The organism is Mycoplasma leonicaptivi ATCC 49890 (assembly GCF_000622205.1).
GTDB lineage: Bacteria > Bacillota_I > Bacilli_A > Mycoplasmatales > Metamycoplasmataceae > Mycoplasmopsis > Mycoplasmopsis leonicaptivi.
Map to the genome: position 1 here is coordinate 1 of NZ_JHWE01000054.1, position 5,023 is coordinate 5,023.

The following is a 5,023-nucleotide window of genomic DNA, read 5'->3' on the forward strand; positions in this document are numbered from 1 at the left end:
ATTTAAGAAAAAATCTAAAATAATTGTTCATTCAGATCACGGATATCAATATTCATCAAATAGATATATAAAACTTTCTAAGAAAAATAATTTTAAAATTTCTATGGGTAGAGTTGGTAATTCACTTGACAATAGAGAAGCAGAATATTTCTTTTCTAATATTAAATCTGAAATGTTAAACAAAATTAATATTTCTAAATTAAATTTTTCTGAATTATTAAATCTTATAAAAAATTATGTTGATTGATATAATTTTGAAAGAATACAATCAAATTTACAATGAAAAACGCCTCAAGAAGTTTGAGACGTTAATAAGTATTAATGGTCTAAAATAGACTTCCATGTTTAGACGACCATTATTATTTTTTCTTGAAATATTAACAAATGTTGAATCATCACCATCATATAAACTTTGTATTTTTGTACCTTCTGCATCAGAAGCAAGTTCATTTGGTAATGTAACAGATTGAATAACAGATACATATTTAGAATTTGTATTAGAATCATCTAATGAATTTTCACCACCTAAAACAGATAGTGATTTTAAAACTTCTGTTAAAAATGGTTGGATTTTTTGGTGACCTACTTCAGCATTTTTGATACCACCATATGAAATTTTATGATTATTTCTTGATCTACTAATATCATCTCTTGCACTAAAGTAGTAATTACTTGCACTACCATTATCACCATCTTTATAACTGATTAATGCATACATTAATTTTTCAAGACCAGTAGATAAGTCTTTAAATGAACTTAATCAAGGTTTAATTTCATTAATAAAATCTGTATTAATTGTAGATTTTAATAATAAATCTGATGCTTGTTTTAATTTTTGAAATTCTTTTATTAAAATGTTTACATCATCTTTTGAATAAGATTTATCGCTTAGTTTTGATTTAACTGCTTCTAATTTAGGATTAAGCTCTTGTGATTCTTCAACAGTACTTAATTCTTTATTATATTGCATATGTTTAGATAACTCTCTAAGCGCTTGAGATTCTTTTGAATCTAACTCTGAATTATTTAAAGCGTGTTTGAACGATGCTTCTCATACTTGTTGTGCTTCTTCATCTGTTTTTCAAGTTTTTCAACCGTAATTTAATCCACCAAATACACCTACTCTTGAAGCATATGATCATTGCATTGGATCAAGTAAAATACCATTTGAATTAGATAAATCTGCACCTGGTTTAAAGAAATCTTTATAACCACCCATAACTAAGTTTTCAACTTGTTTTTCAGAGTTAGGAAATGTTGTTATAGTTATCGGACTTCTTCCTACATTATCTTTAAATCTTTTTTCTCACTCACCTGTAATTTGTTTATATAAACCACCATTTGTTGCTAAAATTTTAACTTCTTCTTTTAATTGTTTATAGTAAACCTGTCCTGGATCTTCATTACGAATTTCAGGGGTTAATCAAATTAATTCAGGTTTAATTTCTGGTTTTATTTTTTGTCTTTCTTTTAATCAATCAATTAAATCATTAAGAAATTGAACACGTTGTGTTTTTGCTGATTCATCTTTACCAAATGGATCTGTTCCATCAGAAACAATTCCTATTTTTCTAACTCCTGCTTTTAAAACTTGTTCAAATTTTTCTTTAATTAGTTCTAATTGTGTATTGTAGTTTTCTTTTTTTATATTACCTTTATAAGCTAAAAATGGATGAATAGTATATACAAAGTCAACATTTACTTCATTTGAAACATTAAGAAGAGGAATAATTTTGGTATTTAATTCTTCTTCTGAATATTTTTCAACTGGATAACCTAATGATTTATTATCAAATGAATCATTAGGAGAATAAAAGTACATATTTTGTTTATAATAACTAGCTCATCTTATAAAAGCCATTTTTTCTTCAACGCTTCATTTTTTACCGTGGAATCATTCTAAAACACCACGTTCAGATACTTCTGCATAATCTTTAATTGTAAAATTTTCAATTTGTTTGTTTTGATTTAATTGTTGAAAAATGTGTCATAAAGTTGTTACACCATGAAAGGCAGCAAATCTGTCTTTTGCTAATAAGGTAATATAACCATTTTTTGAACTCAAAACATAACTATCATTTTTATTTTTTAATTCTTCGTCAAGGTTTACAGATAATTCTGTTGCTTTATCATCAACTAAATTATCATGATCTCCTTTAATTCCTATTAAAACATTTGTTTTTCCATCAATAAAACTTCTTGATTTTGAATAAGAGATATTTTTAGCTTTTAAAACTTCATCAAATCTGTTTATTGTAGCATTATCAATCCCATCTTCAAATACAACATTTATATCATTTGATAAAACATAACTTGATTTATCATATTCAATACTTTGTACACCAGGATAGATTTCATAAGTTGTTTCTGATCCTGTTGTGTTTTGATTATTACTTGTGTTTTCGGTAGTTTCACCAGCAGTTGCACTAATTGTAGCAACTAACCCTAAACTACCTGAGGTTTTAAGTAATAATCTAAGTGATTTTTTTAAATTCATACGTCTCCTTAATTTTTCACATTTTAATTATTAATTAAAATGCATAAAAGTAAAATTTTATAAACTTTTGAAAATAAAAATTAAACTTTTTAATATTTTACTCAAACCATTCAAAAAAAAAAAAAAAAGACTGTTTAATTTAAAACTATCTTAATATCTTTATTTTTGCAAAAATTTCATTAAAAAATACTAATTAATGCATAATATAGCATTAAAAGTTATATTTTTATGTCTAAAATATTTATCATATTGTCAATTTTGCATTTAAAAATAAGAATATAAATTAAAAAGATAACTATAAAATTTTAGAAAACTTTGATTTTTAGATATTTTTGATTAAATTAATCCTTTATCAAATTCAATATTTTTATGTTGATTTTTTAAACTTTACTCATTTAAATTTATCTCTTTCACAAGAAATATTTTTTCACAATAAAATAAAAATGTCTTCAATTAAAAAGTCACTATCAAGTTCAAAATTTGCATCGCGACTTTTTAATTGAAGACATAAATATGTTTAAATTTAAAAAATAAATAAAAAAATATTTTAAAAGCATCAAATATTTTATTTAATGCTTTATAATTTATGATATAATATTTTTTTATAAAAGGAGAAGAAATGCAACCATCTTATGATAAACTTTTAAAAATTTTAATTGATAAAAAAATGACGAAAACAGACTTAAGAATCAAAGCTAAAATAAGTTCAAGTACATTAGCAAAGATAAGTAAAAATGAAATTCTTAGTTGCGAAGTTCTTAATAAAATTTGCACAGCATTATCATGTAAAATTGATGATATTTTTGAATTAAAATATGATAATAATATAGATTTTAGTAAAAATACTCATTCAAATAAATTTAAAGTTATATCATTGTTTTCTGGTGCTGGAGGTATGGATTTAGGCTTTATTAACTCAGGATTTGAAATAATATGAGCAAACGATAATTTTAACGAAGCAGTACAATCATATAAACAAAATATTGGAAATCATATTATTAATGGAAATATTTCACTTATTTCAAGTAAAAATATACCTGATAATCCAGATGTAATTATTGGTGGTTTCCCATGCCAAGGTTTTTCTATCGCTAACAGTAAAAGAAATATTAAAGATGAACGTAATTTTTTATACAAAGAAATGTTGCGAATTATAGCTGATAAAAAACCTTCTTTTTTTGTTGCCGAAAATGTTAAGGGAATTTTATCATTAGACAAAGGTAAAGTTTTTAAAATGATTAAATCAGATTTCGAAAACTTAAAAGATAATGATGGAAATAAAGTAGGTTATAAAGTAGATGCAAGAGTTTTAAACGCTGCAGAATTTGGTGTTCCACAATCAAGACAAAGAGTTATAATAATCGGTAATAAATTAGGTGTTGAAAACCCTTTCCCAAAACCAACACACTATTTAAATAAAAATTCTTTAATTAAAAATAACAGTAAATTAAAACCAGCAATAACAACAGAACAAGCTATTGGTTTTTTATCAGATAAAAATATAACAAATAAAGATTTTATTATTTCTAAAAAAGAAATACAAGAACACATCAAAAATACAAAAATAAAGAATAAAAAAGATTTTTATAAACTTCTTGGTATAAATGAAAAATTTGATTTCATAAAAATATCAAATCATATTGCTTCTGAAAATGTAGCAGATAAATTTTGAGGTAGAAAATTCAATGTTGTGCAAAACGAAATTTGTGACTATCTTGTTTATTGAAGAAATAAATCAGGTTGAACTACAAAAAAAGTAAATGATCATTTTGGATATAAACACACTGCTGGTCATTGATTTAGAAAAGATAATAATTCTGGTAGTTTACCTTCTGTTAAAGATTGGTGAGAGTTGAAAAGAATTTTTGGTTTTGATGATAAATATGATGAAATAATGACAACTATTATTGAAAAAAATATCAAGTTCAATCAATCGTTAAGAATAACGAATTGAGATAGACCGAGCGATACAATTACTGCTACAATACCAGAAATCCATATAAATAAAAATAGAAGATTAAGTGCCAGAGAATGTTCGATACTGCAATCGTTTCCACTGAAATATAATTTTCAAGGTAATTTGAATAAGATTTATACACAAATCGGCAATGCTGTACCTGTGATTATGTCAGAGAGGATTGCTACTTCTATAAAGAACACATTATTAAAATATAAAGATTTAAAAAAATAGTAGTATAAAAGGTAAACAGGGACACAGATTTGAAACAATTATAATTTTAAAGCACTTCAAGTTTCTTGAGGTGTTTTTCAATTAAGATTTGATTGAAATCTTTCATTATTATATTTTACAATAAACGATTCAATTAATGATTTTAATTCTTTAAAAGTCATTTCCTTTATTTTGTTTAAATATAAACATTCTGTTTTTAATATCGAAAAGAAATATTCAACTTCTCTATTATCTAAGGAATTACCAACTCTAGACATTGAAATTTTTCCATTAATTTTATCAACTAATTTTTTATACTCTTGTGAAGAATACTGATAACCATGATCTGAGTGTAT

At 24.2% G+C, this 5,023-nt stretch carries 4 protein-coding genes; 2 read left to right on the plus strand and 2 right to left on the minus strand.

The window, feature by feature from the left end:
• Positions 1-322, plus strand: a 322-nt coding sequence (locus tag BU00_RS05250) for an integrase core domain-containing protein (protein WP_027121163.1), incomplete at its 5' end; no start/stop codon positions are given.
• Here BU00_RS05250 and BU00_RS0103220 read toward each other — a convergent pair.
• Positions 275-2,497 (minus strand): beta-N-acetylglucosaminidase domain-containing protein, encoded by a 2,223-nt coding sequence (locus BU00_RS0103220; protein ID WP_027121454.1) that lies wholly within the window; start codon positions 2,495-2,497, stop codon positions 275-277. The two genes, BU00_RS05250 and BU00_RS0103220, sit on opposite strands and share 48 nt — an antisense overlap.
• Before the next feature lie 619 nt (positions 2,498-3,116).
• Here BU00_RS0103220 and BU00_RS04675 point away from each other — a divergent pair.
• Positions 3,117-4,688, plus strand: coding sequence for a DNA cytosine methyltransferase (locus BU00_RS04675; protein WP_211246801.1), 1,572 nt, complete (start codon positions 3,117-3,119; stop codon positions 4,686-4,688).
• A gap of 38 nt (positions 4,689-4,726) precedes the next feature.
• On the opposite strand, the gene BU00_RS0103235 is transcribed toward BU00_RS04675, so the two are convergent.
• Positions 4,727-5,023, minus strand: a 297-nt coding sequence (locus BU00_RS0103235) for an integrase core domain-containing protein (protein WP_027121439.1), incomplete at its 5' end; no start/stop codon positions are given.